This window comes from Actinomadura viridis (assembly GCF_015751755.1).
GTDB lineage: Bacteria > Actinomycetota > Actinomycetes > Streptosporangiales > Streptosporangiaceae > Spirillospora > Spirillospora viridis.
This window is the reverse complement of the sequence record NZ_JADOUA010000001.1, coordinates 7,203,167-7,218,380: the sequence shown is the minus strand read 5'-3', so window position 1 is coordinate 7,218,380 and position 15,214 is coordinate 7,203,167. Positions and strand designations below refer to the sequence as shown.

The following is a 15,214-nucleotide window of genomic DNA, read 5'->3' as shown; positions in this document are numbered from 1 at the left end:
GACACCCGCCATAGCCCTACGCACGGCGGTACGGCGGTCCGGCGGGCGTCTGGCGGCACGGCGGCACGGCGCCACGGCGCCACGGCGGCACGGCGATGCCGGGAGCGGTAGGGCGGCACGGCGGCACGGCGATGCCGGGACGGTAGGGCGGTGCCGGGGGGCGGTAGGGCGGTGCCGGGGGGCGGTACAGGGCGCCCCTGACGCCCAGGACACCTGCGGCCACCGTTCACCCAACCACCCCACCCACCCGCGCGCGAAGCCACCGCCGGGCGGCGGCACATCCCTAGGGGGACGCCTCCGTAGACGACAAAAGGACGGAGACCCCGCACACGCGGGGTCTCCGTCCTGCTCCGCCGGAGCGCCGCCTAGGCGGGGCGTGCTCTCGGCAGCCGGTTCATTGGGGTATCTCGACCTCGGCGGGCCAGCTCATCCGGATCTGCACGCCCTTGGGCGTGGAAGAGATGTCCACGTCGTCGGCGAGCCCGGCGATGACGGCCAGCCCCAGCTCGGCCGTCTCGTCGCTCCACACCTGTTCCATCGCCTCGTCCGGCTTCTCGACCTGGGGAAGCCCGCCCGTCTCGTCATCGGCCGGTACGGCGTCGCTGACGATGACCTCGAACCGGCGGCCGGTGCCGCTCAGCTCCAGCCGCACCGGCTCGTCCGGGCAACGCCGGCGATGCGCCTCCACGGCCCTGGAGCACGCCTCACCGACCGCCAGGCGCACCTCGTCCAGAAGGGCCTCGGCCACACCGCTGCGGCGTGCCACGGCAGTGACGATCAGCCGCGCCGTCCGGACGTGGACGGGCAGTGCACTGAAAGAGAGCTCAACGGTCGCCATCTTCCGCGGGCCGCTACTTGGCGCCCTTGCGCTTCTCCTCGGCCTCGGCGATCGAGTCGTGGATGCCGAAGACCTTGGTCAGCCCGGTGATCCGGAAGATCTTGAGGATGCGCTCCTGGGTGCACACCAGCTCCAGGGAGCCGTCGTGCGCCCGCACGCGCTTGAGCCCGCCGACCAGGACGCCCAGGCCGGTCGAGTCCAGGAACTCGACCTTCTCCATGTCCACGAGGAGGTGGAACTTGCCCTTGTTGACCAGATCGATGAGCTTCTCACGAAGCTTCGGCGCCGTGTAGACGTCGATCTCACCCTCCACGTTGATGACCGTGAGGCCATCGTCAGTGGTGTAGTCGTTCACCTTCAGGTCCACAGATCCTCCAGCGCCGTACAGCTCACTCTGATCCCGAAGCCGCCGGACGCCGTACGCTGCCCGTGGCGACGGGACTCCGTTCGTGATTCAACCACGCTCCGGCGTCGTTCACGCAGATAATCGCCTACTCAGGCGAAACTGGGCGCCATCCCGTCTGACCTGCTGATCCGCCGGTCGTGGCAGGGGGAAGCGGCCACCGGCGCCGGGGCGTTCCCGTTGTTCTGCCCAGGCTGGCAGACTGAAAACCTGATGGGCGTCCAAAGATCTTCTTCACCTCTCGACCGGCTGCTCGCCGACCCCTCGCGCCGGGACCGGATCACCCATGTGGAGAGCGTTCCCGCACGTCCGGGACGTCGTGCCCGCTGGCCGGACTGGACGACTCCGCTCTTGGCTGAACGGCTGGCCGGCGCTGGCATCGAGGCCCCCTGGGAGCACCAGGCCGGAGCGGCCGAACACGCCCATGCCGGACGCTCTGTGATCATTGCCACAGGCACCGCGTCCGGGAAATCGCTGGCCTACCTGCTGCCTTCCATCGCCACGATCTACGACGAGGATGCGCACCGCGAGGGCACCGTCCTCTACCTCGCCCCCACCAAGGCACTCGCCGCCGACCAGCTGCGCGCGCTGCGCGCACTGCGGCTGACGCGGCTGCGCGCGGCGACCTACGACGGCGACACCCCCCGCGACGAACGCGCCTGGGTACGGCAGCACGCCAACTACGTGCTGACCAACCCCGACATGCTGCACCACTCGCTCCTGCCGGGCCACGCCCGCTGGGCCGCCTTCCTCCGCCGCCTCCGGTACGTGATCATCGACGAGGCGCACGGCTACCGGGGCGTGTTCGGCTCCCATGTGGCCCAGGTCCTGCGCAGGCTCCGCCGCGTCTGCGCCCGCTACGGCACCGAGCCCACGTTCATCCTCGCCTCGGCCACCGCGTCCGAGCCCGCCGCGACCGCCTCCCGCCTGACGGGCCTGGACGTGGTCGCGGTCGACGACGACGCCTCCCCCCGAGGCCCGGCGACGTTCGCCCTCTGGGAACCGCCCCTCACCGAGCTTCGCGGCGAACAGGGCGCCCCCGTCCGGCGTACGGCGACGGCCGAAGCGGGCGACCTGCTGGCCGATCTGGTGGTCGAAGGGGTGCAGACCCTCACATTCGTCCGTTCCCGGCGCGGCGCCGAGTCGGTCGCCCTCGGCGCCAAGCGCGCGCTGCACGAGGCCGCGCCCGAGCTGACCGGCCAGGTGGCCGCCTACCGCGCGGGATACCTGCCCGAGGAACGCCGGGCGCTGGAGGCGTCCCTCCGTTCACGTTCCCTGATCGGCCTGGCGAGCACCAACGCCCTCGAGCTCGGCGTGGACGTCTCCGGCCTGGACGCCGTCGTGATCTGCGGATGGCCCGGTACGCGCGCCTCCCTGTGGCAGCAGGCCGGCCGGGCCGGGCGTTCGGGCCAGGAGGCCCTGGCGGTGCTCGTCGCCCGCGACGACCCCCTGGACACCTTCCTCGTCCACCACCCGGAGGCCATCTTCGGCACGCCCGTCGAGGCGACCGTCCTCGACCCCGACAACCCCTACGTCCTCGAACCGCACCTGTGCGCGGCGGCCTCCGAGCTGCCCCTCACGGAGGCCGACATGGACCTCTTCGGCCCGTCCACCGTCGACCTCCTGCCCGACCTCGTGCGCCGCGGGTTCCTCCGCCGCCGCCCCGCCGGGTGGTACTGGACGCGCCGCGACAAGGCCGCCGACCTCGCCGACATACGCGGCGCCGGGGGCACCCCCGTCCAGGTGGTGGAGGCCATGACCGGCCGCCTGCTGGGCACGGTCGACGAGCCGTCCGCCCACACCACCGTCCACGAGGGCGCCGTCTACATCCACCAGGGCGAATCGTTCCTCGTCCAGACCCTCGACCTGGACGACTCCGTCGCCCTCGTCGAGGCCGCCGAACCCGACTACTCGACCACCGCCCGCGACGTGACCGACATCCGGATCGTCGAACGGCTGCGCTCCACCGCCTGGGGCGAGGCGACGCTCTGCTACGGCACGGTGGACGTGACCCGGCAGGTCGTCGCGTACCAGATGCGGCGCCTGCAGACGGGCGAGATGCTCGGCGAGAAGCCCCTGGAGCTCCCGCCCCGTACGCTGCGCACCCGCGCCGTCTGGTGGACCCTCTCCGGGGAGCAGACGGAAGGTCTCGGCGATCTCGATCTCGCCGGTTCCGCCCACGCGGCCGAGCACGCCTCGATCGGCATCCTCCCCCTCTTCGCCACCTGCGACCGCTGGGACATCGGCGGCGTGTCCACGGCCCTCCACCCCGACACGGGGCTGCTCACGGTGTTCGTGTACGACGGCCATGAGGGAGGGGCGGGCTTCGCCGAACGCGGCTACGCCGACGCGGCCGCGTGGCTCCGCGCCACGAGCGACGTCATCACCGCCTGCGAATGCGAATCCGGATGCCCGTCCTGCATCCAGTCCCCCAAGTGCGGCAACGGCAACGACCCTCTCGACAAGCAAGGAGCCCTGGCCATGCTGGCCGAACTCCTGCGCGAGGCCCCATGAGAACCCGGCCTCACGCCGGCCCGCTCAGCCGGAGGCCGAGGACTGCAAGGCTCCCGGCGCGTTACGGCGCGCCTGGGCGAGCTCCCGCTGGAGGTGGCGCTTCTCCATCTCCAGGGTCTGCATCGACTCCTCGTGCTCGTAGCGCAGGTCGCGCAGCTCACGGCGGAGGCCCATCGCCCGCCTGAAGCCGAACGAGGCGAGGGCGATGCCCGTCATGAAGACGATCGCCACGACCGCCCCCGCGGCGAAGACCTGCCACTCATGGGTGACTCCGGGGACCGTCTCCCCGAAGGCGTTCAGCTGCGCCGCTCCCGAGTTCTCCATGACGACCGCGGCCGCGAACGCGATGGCGGCGCCGGCGAGCAGCAGGCCCAAGAAGATCATGCGGAGGGTCTCCTCTCCGAATTACGACGATCCGAGAGCACCCCCCGCAGCACCCGTCTCGCCCCGGTGGAACGGCATCCGCCGCTCCACCGCCAAGATCCTGGCTGGGAAGGGAGCCTAGACCCTTCCCGATCAAGAACGCCAGACCTCTCCCTCACAACCCCCCGCCCACCGCCCCTCCTCGCCCTCCTCCCGCCTGATCGACCTGGTCGGCACCACGGCCCCAGACTGGTCGGTCATAATCCACCTTGCCGACCGCGTCGACGCAGGTAGCCCGCCCGACGAGCACGAACAGATTGAGCAGCCATCATGAGCGCCCCGGCACGAAGCCCGCTGGAAGGCCTGGAGACGGTCGACTGGGCTGATCTCCACCATGCATACGGCCCGGCCACAGATGTCCCCGGCCAGCTCGCAGCACTACTGTCAGCGGACGCCGAGGAGCGTTACGAGGCTCATCAGCAGCTGCGCGGGAACGTCTACCACCAAGGAACCCGCTGGCAGGCCAGCCGTCATGTCGTCCCGTTCCTGACCGAACTGGTGGACGATCCGGCAACGCCGGACCGGGCGGCCGTGGTCGACCTGCTCCGCGACATCGCGCTCGGAGACCGCGACGACACTCATCTGCCCTTCGAGCCCGCCCGGGAATTCGCCCGGGCCGAGAACGTGACCAGCACCGACGTGGCGGCGGTCCTGGATTGGCTTTACGACGACGACGGAGACGGTGACGAGCCCGAGGAGAGCGACGCGGTCGCCGTGTCCTGGGACCGCGATGCCTATCTGGCAGCAGCCGCGGTCAGCGACCGGTTCGCCGCCTGGACCAATGACCCTGACCCGATGATCGCCGCGGGAACGGCTGAGCTGCTGGTCTGGTTCCCCGCCACCCAACCCGTGGTCTCGCGTCTGATGGAGATCCCCGCGGCCGAGGGAAGGCAGGTGGCGCGTGCGAGCGCCAATCTCAGCCTCGGCTATCTGGCCCCGGACGACCCGGCCGTCGACAACCGATTGACAGACTTGCTCGCCGCCGGAACCTTCGGTGTCCAACTCACCGCGGCCGTCGCTCTAGCGCTCCGGCTCGGCGATCGGATACCCGATGCCGGGCTTCAGGTACTCGCCGAGGCACGCGACCATGCCGATGAGATCACCGAGACCACGTTCCCGATGCCCTGGCATCGATCACTTCTCGGATTCACCGCGCTGGCGCTCTACCGGATCGGGCTCTCCCCCTAGCCCTCAGGTCAAGGCGGAACCTGAACGGTATCGGCGCTGCCAGACACAAGTCCTCTGTCTCAAAGTCCCGGCCTACGTCCCTCGCCTGGCGGCTCCCGCCAGGCCGGGCCTTGGCGAGCGCGGCATCCCTTCGCGATCCGCCCGGCGAGGCTCGCCTCCGCCATCGCCCCACCGCCCAGCCACCGCGCTCGCGCGGCGGCTGAGGCCACTTCGAGACAGTCCCGCGGAGCCCAGGAAAACCAGGAGCCCAAGAGCCCAGAAGCCAAGGCGCCCAGAAGCCAAGGCGACCAGGCGACCAGGAGCCGAGGCGGCCAGGCGGGAATGAGGCCATGAGCCGAGGCGACCAGGGGACAGGTGGGCGAGCGGCCTGTCTACTTACGGCGGCGACCGCTCTGGCTGGCGTGCCGTCCCCGGCCGTCGGCCTGACCGGGACGCCCGTCTCCAGGGCGCGCGATCTTCACGCTGACGCCACCGGGCTTCCGCCCCAGCGCGGCGGGACGGCGTCCGGCCTGGGTGGCGGTGTCACCACCGCGCCGAGCCTTGGCGGACGCTCCGGCGACGATGGGTGAGGCCAGCTCGCTCGTCTTCGCGACCGCCTCCGCCCGCGCGATCTGCTCGCGCGCCTTGCGGACGCGGTTACGCCCCGAACCGCTGCGCGCCGTCCGCGCCGCGACACCCTTGGCGCTCACTCCGGCCTGAGCCACGCGCAGGCGCCTGGTCCACGTACCCAGGTGAGCCGCGACGACCAAGAGCACCAGGGCGATGGCCACGCTCTTGCCCCACTGCAGGCGGTCGAGAGCGGCGGCATTGTCGGCCTTCGGCGTGGCCTGGTTGGCCACCTGCGGCGTCGGATAAGTGAACCCGGGGGCGGCACCGTCCGGCTGGACCGAGGGCAGCGTGACCGGCGACTGGTTGTTGAACGGGGTCAACGGCGCCGAGCCGCTCGGTGCGCTCCCACGTGGGATCGAGGGGGAGGTCGTCCCGGACGGCGGCGCGGCCGGAGCACTCCCGAACGAGGCACTGGTCGCGGCGGTGCTGGAGAACACCGAACCACCGGTGCCGTCCGGACGCTTCGCACGCACCTTCACCGGCACCGACCCGGTGGTTCCGGCCGGAACGCTCAACGTCGTGGTGCAGCTCGTTCCGGAGCAGAGCGCGCCCGCCGAACCGCTCTTCGACCCGGCCGAACCGGCGGTCACCGTGTAACCCGAGATGTCGTCCTCGAGCCCGAGATTCCACCGGACGACGAGCTTGCGGCCCGACGCCTTCGCAGACACACCGCTCGGCTGCGACGGCGGGATCCGCACCGTGAAGGTGTTGGAGTCGTAGACGTGCCCGGTGATCGAGCCCTTCATGTAGACCTTGTAGCGGCCGTTGTGGCGCAACGGGATGGGCGCCGACATCTCGCCCGCGAAGCCCCGCTTGGTCAGGAACGTGTCACCCGAGCCCGGCATGTCGACGCGCAGCTGCATTTCCAGCGCGAAGTCGAAGCGGGCGCGGGCGGTCACCTCGGAACCACTCGTGATCACCGCGCCGTTCTGGGGGGCGAGCACGGCCGTCCCTGCGGCCTCCGCGGGCGCCGAGGCGCCGAGAACCGGGAAACCCATCGCAAGGGGTGCGGCCAGCATGAGTGCACCGGTCCTGCGAATCCTGGTCACGGCCTCATTCCCTTCATCGAACGGCCTGCCCGCAACGCCTCTCTCGTGGCCTGGCGTACCGGCCGGGATGGGAGACGTGGGGCCATTGCGGCCGCCGTGTCGAGTGGTACCTGTGCGCTTACACGAGGGTAACTTACCACTTGGTGTCGAAGGTCACAGGACTGGCTACATAGACGAAGCGGCTCAAGGCGGCCACGTTCCGCAGCATCTATTGACACCCAGTACAACGGACTACGGAAAGGTCAGATTACGCGACCCGATCCGGCAGGACCAGCCCTGGCCCGGGAAACGATCTCGAACTCACCGGCCTCCAACGGTGCCTCCAACGCCAGTGCCACCGAGACCTCGACGATCTCCCCACGCAGTCGGCAACCCGCCAGCCGTCCGCCGGACTCCGCGACGATCTCCGCCGCCACCCGGCAGGCGGCTTCCGCTCCCTGCGACACCCGGGCCGCCGCGCCGAGCGCCGCGAGGTCCGCGGCGGCATCGGCCCTGTGCCGTGCCGCCCGTACCGCCCCGACCGACATCGCCACGCCCCCCCACCAGCCAGACCAGTGCCATGAACGCGACCACCCACACGGCCCCCGACCCCCGATCTCCCCACCCCTGTCCTCTCCGCCCCTCATCCCCCCGCCCCTGATGTCCCCGCTCCAGACCTCCCCGCCCCTGATCTCCCTGTCCTAGACCTCCCCGCCCGTCATCCCCCCGCCCCAGACCTCCCTGTCCCTGATGGCTCCGCCCCTTGGTCATCTGTCCTCCTCTCTCAAGCTCTCTCAGCAAGAGCAACCGCAAGCCGTGCACCCACCTGACGGCCCTGGGCGTTGCCCTCAGAACGTCCTGCGCCCAAGAGCTACGGCTTCAGAGCAGTCGTGATCGTGGCGCCCAATCACGTAAGGCCTTCACTTTCGGCCGGACCCGCCTCTCATCTGTCACCCGCCAGCACGCCGCGCCGCGCGCTCATCACCCCGTGGCACCGAGACGCCGCGCCCCCTCACCCGCGCCCCCTCACTCGCGCATCTTCACTCGCGCCCTCGCCCACCCCCGGTTCGTTGATCGCTGTCGCGTCCGCCCGGATCACGAGCGGCGGAAGGCGGGCACCTCCGGGGGCCTTGACCGGTACGGCGATCTCCACCCGTGAGCTCTGGGCGTCACGGTGGACGCGCACCGACGCCCCGGCCGGAACGGCCCGGGTGACCAATGCGCGAACGGCGGCCACCGACTCGCCCCGGGCGGCGGCCCTCGCGCCGCTCCGGGCACCGTCCGTGCACGCGAGCTGGACGGACGCGGCCGTCACTCCCCACAGCGCCAGCGCGGTGACGAGGACGAGGGCGGGCAGTGCCACGGCGATCTCCGCGGTCACCATCCCTTCCTCCCGCCGGCGCTTCACCCGGCCAGCTGGAGGGCGCGCTTGATGATGGATAAGAGCAGCGCCCGCACCTCCGAGCTTGTAACGATCTTGAAAAGCAGGCCGGCGAACGCCGCCGCGGCCACCATGCCGACCGCGTACTCCGCCGTCGACATTCCGGCGTCCCTCGCCGCACCGCGGCATCGCCGTGTCGCCGTTGCCAGTCCCCGCATGCTCGGCTCCTTTCACCGGTCACGTAGCCCTCGAGCGCGCTGTCGCACCCGCATCAAGAAGCTTCCGGCCTCCAGGACCACCGCACCAGCAGAACACCGTTCTGTGGATAACCCGCGGGCGCGGGGTGCGAGTTCAGCTCCACGCCCCAGGCCGGGCGGTGGCGATGCGGACCAGCCGCCCGGCCAGGGCCGCGGCCCCAGGTCCTACACCGGCCGGGTCGGCGCCCGGCGCGATGCCGGTTTCGCGCTTGCTTGCTCTGCCCCGAGGTGGGCCGATCAGGGCCTGTAAGAAAACGAGGGACGTGATCACTACAGGGGTGAGAGATCCCCTGACGAAGGGCTCGGATCGTGACGGACCCTGATGACATCGCCCGTTTCACGGCGCTCTATGACGCGCACTACGGACGCGTCTACGCCTATGCAGTGAGCAGGGCAGGCAGGCAGATCGCCGAGGAGATCGCAAGCGAGACGTTCTGCGTCGCCTGGCGGCGGATGCGTGACCTGCCGGACGTGCCGGTGCCGTGGCTGCTGGGCATAGCCCGCAATCTGCTGCGCGAGTCGAATCGCGCCAACAGCAGGCAGGACGCGCTGGCGGCGGAACTGCGCTCCGTGGCACAGCGGAAGGCGCCCACGGCCGACATCGGCGAGACGGTGGTCGAGCGCGCGGAGGTACTGCAGGCGTTGGCCGCGCTCTCCGACGCCGACCGCGAGCTGCTGACCCTGGTCGCCTGGCATGGGCTGTCCTCCGGCGCGGCGGCGAAAGTGATCGGCTGCTCGAGGGCCACCTTCTTCGTCCGGCTGCATCGTGCACGGCGGCGGCTCGAGAACGCGCTGGCCGCCCCTGGCATGGCGGAACCGCCCGCCTCCGGCCCGCAGCCGCCCGCCACATCCACGTTCACCCTGGTGAGAGAGGAAGCCTCATGACCCGCGATGTGATGAACCGACTGGCCGCGGCCCGGCCCCCGCAGCTCGACCCCACCGCCGACACCTCGCGCCGCGCCCGCGACCTGCAACGCGCTCTCGCCGGCACACCGGAGCACGGTGCCCGTCGCCGCTCGCCCGCCCGCGCCCCCATCTGGTGGACGGCACTGGGCCTCGGCCTCGTCTCGGCCGCCGCGGCCGTCACCGTCGTGGTCTCCGGCAACGGCTCCACGCCCTCCGTCCCACCCGCGGCAGGCATCCCGTCCACGCCCCTCGACCGCGCCCATGCGATGTCAGGGCGGCAGGCGCTGCTGGTCGCCGCGACCAACGCGGAGCGACAGCCGGCCACCGACGGCCTGTACTGGCGTGTCCGCACGGTCCGGGAGGTGGGGGAACACAAGTCCATCGAGGAAAGCTGGTACGGCAAGGACGGCTACTACTGGCACGGAAGACTGGTCCTGGAAGGCCGCGGGGAAGCAGGCAAGCCGGCAAGCCTGCGCAGGGAGAAGCACAGGTATTCACGTCCCTTCGAGCTGGCGGACCGCCAGTTCACCCTCGCCGAGATCAGGGGATTGCCCACCACGGCCAAGGGCATCGAGAAGTGGGCGATCGACAGGGCCCGGTCGGTTTCCCCTCATTGGAGCAAGCAGTCCGTCGAAAGCTTCGCCACTACTCTGCTCATCCAGTTGCTGGCCCAGGCGCCGGCGTTGCCGAAGGCCCGCGCAGCGGCCTTCCGCGCGCTGGCCGGACGGCCGGACATCGAAAGCGCTGGTCAGGGCAAGGACGGACAAGGCCGAACGGGATACGCCCTCAAGGAGGGAAGCATCCAGTATTTGGTCGACCCATCCACCACGGTCCTGCTCTCCCAGAGAAGCACACTGCCGCGCATGAACACGGGAACGACCTACCTGAAGGTGGGCTGGACCAACGAGACGCCCCAACCTCCCAACGGCCTCTGACCGCTCCAACCGGTAGAGCGGTACTGCGACTCAGGTGACCACCGTTCGAGCAGCGCACCAGGTAGGTAGTCGCGCGTGCGCGGCCCGGCGTATGCCGTCCGGTCACCGGCACCCACGCCAACGCTCCGGGCGGCGTGACCGACGTGTCGCAGCAGCGTGACCAACGGTCTGCGGCGGCGTGACCCACGGACGTGGCGTGGCCAGCCGACCATGGCGGCCTGACCGGCGGGCCGTAGCAGCGTGACCGGCGGGCCCGTGGTGTGGCTGGCGGGCCGAGCGGCGTCCCTCGGTCACAGGCAATCCAGGTGGGGGCGCCCGGACAGGGGCGGATGCGGGCGCCTTCGGGTGGTCTCACGGTTCTGCGCCTCACCAGGGGAGGAGAAGTGTCGCCGCTATACCGGCTATGGCGGGCACCACTCCAAGCAGGACGAAGGCCGGTAGGAAGCACGCGCCCAGCGGGGCCAGCGCGTGGATTCCCGCTGTGCGGGCACGGGCGGCGGCGGCCGTCCGGGCGGCGCGTCGTTGGTCATGGGCCAGGCGGGCGAGGAGGGCCGCGGGTGGGGCACCGCTCTGGAGGGCCCGGGTGGCGGTACGGGCGAGTGGCGCGAGGGTCTCCTGTTGTGTGAGGGCGCCCCAGGCCACTGCGGGATCGGCGCCCAGCCGGATCTGGACGGCGACCGTATGAAGCTCGTCCCCGAGGGGGCCGCCCACCGCACCGGCCACGGCTTCGACGGCCTCGCTCCAGGGTGTGCCGCCACGGAGGCATGCGGCGAGCAGATCGACCGCCACGGGGAGGTCGGCGACCATCCGCGCCGCCCGGTTCCGCTGCTCGGCGCGGCCGAGGCGGCCGAACGTATGGAAGACCGCCGCGCCGACGAAGGCTCCCACGAGAACCCCCACGGCGCCGCCCACGAACACTGCGCAGACCACGCCGACCAGGCCCGCTGTGAGACGGCGAAGGAACTGGTCTCGCCGCGGGTGGTGGTCGCTGGATCCGCGGGACGGGGGATGTCCTCGCGGACGTTCAGGCGATCGGCCCGTTGGCCTCTTGGGCCACCGTGGAGGCGCTTTGGGGAGGGGGTCAGGTGCGCCGGTGGGTCGTGCGGGCTTGTGTTCCCGGCGCCGCCAGGGCATGCCCGGAAATCTCGTGGTCCGCGAATCGCCTGAGGTCAGGCGGCGGAGCCTTCGGGTCGCGGGAGACACGGTCTGGGGGAGGAGCAGCGTGCAGAGGGCACTGCACAGTGCGGCCATCGCGATCAGCATGAACGCCTCCGGGTGGACGCGGCGCCGGCTGTCATCCGGGGCCCTCCGCCGCGTGTGCGAGCCGCCGGGTCCACCAGAGCCCGGCCAGGTCGAGGCCGACGCCCGCGGACAGGCACCCGAGCCCGGGAAGGGTGCCGAAGAGGAACGCCAGGGGGTTCGCGCCCAACGCGGCGGCCATGCCGAGGCCGAGGAGCGGAAGCCCGGCGAGAAGCCGCGCCGTCGCGCGCGGCCCGGCGAGCTGGGTCGCGATCTCCTGGCGCTGTGCTTCCTCGTCGCGGAGTGCGGTGGCCAGCCCATCGAGGACGGTGGCGAGGGCGCCGCCGCGTTCCGCGCCTATGCGCCAGCACGCCGCGAGGAGGCGGAGGCCCTCGGCCCCGTCCTCGCGCCCGGACAGTTCCTCCAGGTGCTCGATGACCTTCGTTGACGCTGTCGGCCGCCGGCCGGTCACCGGAGCCGCCGGCATGGCGGGCGGAACTTTTCGGGCCTGGTCCCGCCGGCCGGCCGTGGGGGAGGCGCGAACGGTCAGCAACTGCTGGGCGATGTGCGGTTGGAGAAGCGCCGCGGTGGTCGCGAACGCGTCCTCGGGCGTCCTGCCGGCGGCCAGCTCCGCTGCCATCCCGTCGCATAATTCGATGACCGCCGCGCGCCAGCGGTGCCGCCTCCGCCGCCGCTCCCGGCACATCTCCGAGTACGTTCTGGCAGATCGCAGCAATCGTTCTGCCAGGCCCTGACCTGTAGCGGTCTTCGCGCCGAGTAACCGGCCCAGACGGCGGCTCGCGGGTGGTGGCCCGAGCTGCATCCACACCAGCGCCGCCGCGCACAATGCCGCGAGTCCTATGGGTTCCATCGCTCCGCTTCTCTATTTCAACGGCCTTGCTTCCGGCCGGGCCATGCGCGGTGTGCGCGGCATGCTCGATGAGCTTGTGCCGGTGGGCAAGATCCGCATTTACCTGTGTTCGAGGGAGATGTCCCTTTGGGCGGTGGGCCGGGTCACGGCGGTCTCCAGCGGTGGCCGAGGCGTGCGGCCAGTGCGCCGGCGCCCTCCGCCGGGATCGCTTCGCCGGTGGGAGTGAACGAGATGGCGGGGACCACTCCCACCAGGCCGTCGCGGGCACGGCGCAGCAGGCAGACCTCCGCCACGCGCCGCTTGCCTCCGGCGGGCTCGCGAACGAGGTGGACGACGATGTCGAGAGCGGCGGCGAGCTGGCTGTGCACGGCCTCCCGGCTGAGCCCGGCGGCGCACGCCAGGGCTTCGAGGCGGGCCGGTACGTCGGCGGGCGCGTTGGCGTGCAGCGTGCCGCAGCCTCCTTCATGGCCGGTGTTGAGAGCGCTCAGGAGAACGCTGACCTCCGAACCCCTCACCTCGCCCACGACGAGCCGATCGGGACGCATCCGGAGGGCTTGGCGCACGAGGTCGTGCAGGGTGACTCCACCGGCCCCCTCCACGTTGGGCGGCCTGGCCTCCAGCCGTACGACATGGGGGTGATCGGGGCCGAGTTCGGCCGAGTCCTCCACCAGGACGAGCCGTTCACCGGGGTGGACGAGTGTCAGGAGGCAGCTCAGGAGGGTCGTCTTGCCGGTCCCGGTGCCGCCGGTCACCAGGAACGCGGCGCGGGCCGCGACCAGCGCCGCCAGGAGATCGGCGCCGGCGGGCGGCACCGTGCCGGCCGCGACAAGCTCGTCCAGAGTGAACGCGCGCCGGCGGGGCAGGCGGAGCGACAGGCAGGTGCCGTTCGGCGCGATCGGCGGTAGCACGGCGTGGAGGCGGATGCCCCCGGGAAGGCGCGCGTCGGCGTAGGGGGACGCGTCGTCGAGGCGGCGTCCCGCGGCGGCGGTGAGGCGCTGGGCCAGCCTGCGCAGGGTCGCCTCGTCCGGGAAACGGATCGCGGTACGGCTCAGGCCCGCGCCCGCGTCCACCCACACCTCGCCGGGGCCGTTCACGAGAACGTCGGTGACCTCAGCCGATCCGAGCAGCGGTTCGAGCGGACCGGCACCGACGAACTCGGCCCGTAACGCGCCGGCCAGGGTCAGCACCTCGCGGTCGCCCAGTAACCGGTCCTCGGCGCGCACGGCCGCGGCGACCCGCCCGGTGGTCGGCTCACCGCCGATGTCCGCGAGGCGGCCGCGCACCGCGTCGGAGAACCGGCTCACCACACTGGCCGGGATGGCCTGCCGGGCCTGTCCTGGGGCCCGGCCGGGAGAGGCTCCCGGGACGGGCCGTCCTCGCGGCGCGGCCTCGCCGTGATGGCGGTGATGGCGGTCCCGGCTCACGCGGCTTCGGCCTGACGCTCGTACGACCGGACTTCGAGGGCCGCGAGGAGCCGCCCGCACAGGTCGGCGATGGGTCCACGCCGGACCGCCTCGGTGAGGTCGCCCTTGTCGATCGCCGCCGGCAGCCTGCGGTCGCGGTCGAGGAGCCCGAGGGGGAGGTCGAGGGCCTCGGCCATCACCTCGGGGGTGACGCCGCCGGAGGCGGGACCGCGCACGACCAGCCTGATGTCCGCGACCTCGCCGCGCAGGGCGGTCACGAGCCCGTCCGCCGCCATCGTGGCGCGGACCTCCGCCGGCACGAGGAGAAGCGTGGTGTCGGCGGCCCGCAGGGCGGAGCGTCCGATCTCGCCCTGGTAGCGGGGGACGTCAACGATCACCAGGTCGAAGGCGCGGGCGGCGGCGTCGAGGAGGGAGGGAGTCGCCTCCGGTACGACGGTGGCCGCGGTGCCGTGCCGCCACGAGAGCACGGAGAGGTCGCCCAGGCGGGGCAACGACTCGTACAGGTTGCCCGCGCTGAGCCGCCCGCGGCGCTCGGCGAAGTGCGGCCAGCGTGCCCCCTCGTGGTCTTCGAGCCCCAGCACCAGTTCGAGGCCGCCGCCGAGCGGGTCACCGTCCACGAGCAGTGTGCGCAGGCCGCGCCGCGACGCGGTGAGGCCGAGCGCGGCCGACAGCACGCTGGCACCGGCTCCGCCGCCGGCGCCGAGCACGCAGACCGTGGTCGCCCAGCCCTCCACCGGCTCGGCGGCGGCGGCCATGGCGTCGATCAGCCAGGTCTCGTCGTCGGGAAGCCGGACGACGTCCTGGGCGCCGACCTCGACCGCCCTGCGGTAGAGGTCGGCGGTGTCCCCGCCCTTGGCGACCACGACGACGCCGGGACGCCGCTCCGGGGACCCCGCCGCGATCGCCTCGGCCAGGTCGGCTCCGACGATGACGAGCGGCGGCCAGGGCCAGCCCTGCCGCGCGCGGTCGGGGTCGCGTACGAGCTCGATCTCGGCGTCCGCCGCGGCGGCCAGCCGGAGCAGGTCATCGGTGATCGAAGGGTCGTCGGTGGCGATCATCGCCGCGCTGGTCATGGTGCCTCCCTGACGTGCCGGAGGCACCACCATGCGCCGTCGGGGAGTGGCGGGGAAACCCCTTCGCCGAACTGTGGATAACTCCGCGGGCGAGGGGCGCCGGGACGCTGTCCGGCCAGGTCAGG

The 15,214-nt window shown here is 71.8% G+C and carries 15 protein-coding genes; 4 read left to right on the top strand and 11 right to left on the bottom strand.

Annotated features, from left to right (window positions below; genetic code table 11):
- Positions 1 to 394: 394 nt before the first annotated feature.
- On the bottom strand, positions 395 to 838 hold the full coding sequence (locus IW256_RS32775; RefSeq protein ID WP_197014627.1) for an ATP-binding protein: 444 nt from the start codon (positions 836 to 838) through the stop codon (positions 395 to 397).
- Between the two features lie 13 nt (positions 839 to 851).
- Positions 852 to 1,205 (bottom strand): STAS domain-containing protein, encoded by a 354-nt coding sequence (locus IW256_RS32770; protein ID WP_021597910.1) that lies wholly within the window; start codon positions 1,203 to 1,205, stop codon positions 852 to 854.
- Positions 1,206 to 1,454: 249 nt separating this feature from the next.
- On the opposite strand from IW256_RS32770, the gene IW256_RS32765 reads away from it, so the two are divergent.
- Positions 1,455 to 3,755 (top strand): DEAD/DEAH box helicase, encoded by a 2,301-nt coding sequence (locus IW256_RS32765; protein ID WP_197014626.1) that lies wholly within the window; start codon positions 1,455 to 1,457, stop codon positions 3,753 to 3,755.
- Positions 3,756 to 3,779: 24 nt separating this feature from the next.
- On the opposite strand, the gene IW256_RS32760 is transcribed toward IW256_RS32765, so the two are convergent.
- Positions 3,780 to 4,139 carry a hypothetical protein gene (locus IW256_RS32760; protein WP_197014625.1) on the bottom strand — a complete coding sequence of 120 codons (360 nt, stop codon included), beginning with the start codon at positions 4,137 to 4,139 and terminating at the stop codon, positions 3,780 to 3,782.
- A gap of 309 nt (positions 4,140 to 4,448) precedes the next feature.
- Between IW256_RS32760 and IW256_RS32755 the strand changes: the two genes are divergently transcribed.
- Positions 4,449 to 5,366 (top strand): hypothetical protein, encoded by a 918-nt coding sequence (locus IW256_RS32755; RefSeq protein WP_197014624.1) that lies wholly within the window; start codon positions 4,449 to 4,451, stop codon positions 5,364 to 5,366.
- 371 nt (positions 5,367 to 5,737) lie between these two features.
- On the opposite strand, the gene IW256_RS32750 is transcribed toward IW256_RS32755, so the two are convergent.
- The 4 genes from IW256_RS32750 to IW256_RS32735 form a co-directional block, all read right to left on the bottom strand.
- Positions 5,738 to 6,994 (bottom strand): hypothetical protein, encoded by a 1,257-nt coding sequence (locus tag IW256_RS32750; RefSeq protein WP_197014623.1) that lies wholly within the window; start codon positions 6,992 to 6,994, stop codon positions 5,738 to 5,740.
- A gap of 272 nt (positions 6,995 to 7,266) precedes the next feature.
- Positions 7,267 to 7,551 carry an Rv3654c family TadE-like protein gene (locus tag IW256_RS32745; protein WP_231405468.1) on the bottom strand — a complete coding sequence of 95 codons (285 nt, stop codon included), beginning with the start codon at positions 7,549 to 7,551 and terminating at the stop codon, positions 7,267 to 7,269.
- 464 nt (positions 7,552 to 8,015) lie between these two features.
- On the bottom strand, positions 8,016 to 8,387 hold the full coding sequence (locus IW256_RS32740; RefSeq protein ID WP_197014621.1) for a TadE family type IV pilus minor pilin: 372 nt from the start codon (positions 8,385 to 8,387) through the stop codon (positions 8,016 to 8,018).
- A 20-nt stretch (positions 8,388 to 8,407) separates the two neighbouring features.
- Positions 8,408 to 8,602, bottom strand: coding sequence for a DUF4244 domain-containing protein (locus IW256_RS32735; RefSeq protein ID WP_197014620.1), 195 nt, complete (start codon positions 8,600 to 8,602; stop codon positions 8,408 to 8,410).
- 348 nt (positions 8,603 to 8,950) lie between these two features.
- On the opposite strand from IW256_RS32735, the gene IW256_RS32730 reads away from it, so the two are divergent.
- Both IW256_RS32730 and IW256_RS32725 read left to right on the top strand, forming a co-directional pair.
- Positions 8,951 to 9,526: an RNA polymerase sigma factor gene (locus tag IW256_RS32730; protein ID WP_307829259.1), complete on the top strand. Its 576-nt coding sequence runs from the start codon at positions 8,951 to 8,953 to the stop codon at positions 9,524 to 9,526.
- Complete coding sequence (locus IW256_RS32725; RefSeq protein ID WP_197014619.1) at positions 9,523 to 10,482, top strand: hypothetical protein; 960 nt, start codon at positions 9,523 to 9,525, stop codon at positions 10,480 to 10,482. Before IW256_RS32730 ends, IW256_RS32725 begins: the two co-directional genes overlap by 4 nt.
- Positions 10,483 to 10,848: 366 nt before the next feature.
- Here the strand turns inward: IW256_RS32725 and IW256_RS32720 are convergent, their stop codons facing one another.
- The 4 genes from IW256_RS32720 to ssd all read right to left on the bottom strand — a co-directional run bounded on the left by IW256_RS32720 (position 10,849) and on the right by ssd (position 15,089).
- On the bottom strand, positions 10,849 to 11,382 hold the full coding sequence (locus IW256_RS32720; protein ID WP_307829258.1) for a type II secretion system F family protein: 534 nt from the start codon (positions 11,380 to 11,382) through the stop codon (positions 10,849 to 10,851).
- Between the two features lie 394 nt (positions 11,383 to 11,776).
- Positions 11,777 to 12,361, bottom strand: a complete 585-nt coding sequence (locus IW256_RS32715; protein WP_231404026.1) for a type II secretion system F family protein — start codon at positions 12,359 to 12,361, stop codon at positions 11,777 to 11,779.
- A gap of 374 nt (positions 12,362 to 12,735) precedes the next feature.
- Entirely contained in the window at positions 12,736 to 13,896 is a 1,161-nt protein-coding gene (locus tag IW256_RS32710; protein WP_197014616.1) for a TadA family conjugal transfer-associated ATPase, read from the bottom strand.
- 116 nt (positions 13,897 to 14,012) lie between these two features.
- Positions 14,013 to 15,089, bottom strand: a complete 1,077-nt coding sequence (gene ssd, locus IW256_RS32705) for a septum site-determining protein Ssd (RefSeq protein ID WP_197014615.1) — start codon at positions 15,087 to 15,089, stop codon at positions 14,013 to 14,015.
- Positions 15,090 to 15,214 lie beyond the last annotated feature (125 nt).